At 81.7% G+C, this 2,082-nt stretch carries 1 protein-coding gene; it reads left to right on the top strand.

What is annotated here, in order from left to right; translation table 11 throughout:
- The coding region (locus ACFV0G_RS38700) for an FtsK/SpoIIIE domain-containing protein (protein ID WP_380558384.1) at positions 1 to 1,977 on the top strand (1,977 nt) is incomplete at its 5' end.
- Positions 1,978 to 2,082: the final 105 nt, after the last annotated feature.

Genomic DNA, 2,082 nt, shown 5'->3' with positions numbered 1-2,082 from the left:
GCCCCCGCCGAGCAGCCCGACAACGGCCGCCGGCACGCCGCCGCCCGGGCCCGGCAGGCCGCCGACCGGCGCGAGCGCTGGCCCGACCCGGCCGCCCTGCTGCTCACCGCGCTCGGCCCCGGCCCCCGCCTCTGGGAGCGCACCCCGACCCACCCGGACGCGCTGTCCGTCCGGCTCGGCACCGCCGACCGGCCCGGCGGCCCCGGCACCGAGCCCGGCACCCTGCTGCCCGCCGTCCCGGTCACCGTCGACCTGCAGGCCGCCGGCAGCCTCGGTCTGGCCGGGCCGCGCCCGCGCCTGACCGGCGTGGCCCGCGCGGTGCTCGCCCAGCTCGCCGCCCTGCACCCGCCGAGCGGGCTGGCGCTGGTCGTGGTGGCCGCCGACGAGGCCGGCGCCGCCGACTGGGGCTGGACGATGTGGCTGCCCCACCTGCGGCCCGGCCAGGGCCAGGACTGCCGGCTGCTGGTCGGCTTCGGACCGGCCCAGGCCGAGGCCCGGCTCGCCGAGCTGGCGGCCGCCTCCGCCGGACCGGAGGCCACCGTCGTCCTGGTGGACGGCGACCCGGGCACCCCGGCCGCCCGCGAGGCCCTCGCGCTGCTGCTCCGCCAGGGGCCCGCCGTCGGCGTCTTCCCGCTCTGCCTGGCCGAGGACGTCGAGGACCTCCCCGCCGGCCTCGGCGCCGTGGCCCGAGTCACCGGCGAGGTGGGCACCCTGCTCGCCGTCGACCTGCCGGCGGCCGGCGGCCGCGAGCGGATCGAGGACGTCGCCCTGGACGCCGTCCCGGCCGCCTGGGCCGAACGGCTGGCCCGGGCGCTCGCCCCGCTGCGGGAGGCCACCCCGGCCGCCCGCGGCCCGCTCCCGGACGCCCTGCGGCTGCTCGACCTGCTCCGGCTGGAGGCGGTCACCCCGGCCAAGCTCTCCGACCGCTGGGCCGCGCTGCCGGACGGCGCCGGCGGCGCGACCGCACTGCTCGGCACCGCCCGCGACGGCCTGTGCGCCCTCGACCTCGCGGGCGCCGACGAACCGGCCGAGGACGGGCCGCACCTGCTCGTCGGCGGCGCCCCCGGCTCCGGCAAGACCGAGCTGCTGCGCACCCTGGTGGCCTCGCTGGCGGTCGCCGAACGGCCCGAGCGGCTCACCGTCACGGTGGTCGAGTCCCGCTCGCCCGCCGGCACCGACCCGGCCGCGGGCCTGCGCGGCTGCACCGACCTGCCGCACGTCACCGCCCACCTGGACGCCGCCGCCGACCCGCACCGGGCCCTGCTCACCGCCACCTGGCTGGAGGACGAGCTGGCCCGCCGCGAGGCGCTGCTGGACGGCCTGGACTTCACCGCCTGGCACACCGCCCGGATACTCGGCAAGGCCCCGGCGCTGGTCTCGGCCGGCGGCCCGGCCGGCGCCCCCGGCACCGCCGCGGCCCGGGTGGTCGCGCCGCGGCAGTCCCCCGACGCCCGGCCGCACGGGCAGGCCCTGGCCCGGATGGTGGTGGTGGTCGACGACCTCGACGCGCTGTACGCGCCGACCTCGCCGGCGGGCCGGCCGCTGGCCCGCGCGCTGGGCGCCGTCGCCTCCCGCGGCGGCCGGCTGGGCGTCCACCTGGTGGCCGCGACCGGCGCCCCCGAGCGGACGGCCGGCACCGAGATCGACGAGGCCGCCCAGCTGCGGATCGCCCTGCGCACCGACCACCCGGCCGACTCCGACCAGCTGATCCACCTGCCGGACGCGGCCGCGCTGCCCGAGGACACTCCGGGCCGCGGCTACCTGCGGCGGCCGGACGGCGGTGTCACCGCCTTCCAGGCCGCCCGGGTCAGCGGCCGGATCCCCCGCACGTCGACCCTGCGGCCGACCGTGGTGGCGATCGACCCGATGCAGCTCGGCGCCCCGCCGACCCGCCGGCCCGTCCGGGAGCTGGGCAACGGGCCGACCGACCTGGCGCTGCTGGCCAGCGCGCTGCAGCGGGCCGCGGCCTCCGGCTGATCCGGCGCCGGCCCGGCCTGCCGCCCGCCCGCCGCCGCGCGGGCGGCCCCGGCATGTCCCGGCCCCGACGACCGGCCCGGTCCCGCACGGTGCCCGTCGCAGAAC

The organism is Kitasatospora sp. NPDC059571, from assembly GCF_042735675.1.
Lineage (GTDB): Bacteria > Actinomycetota > Actinomycetes > Streptomycetales > Streptomycetaceae > Kitasatospora.
This window is presented reverse-complemented; position numbering and strand designations above follow the sequence as displayed.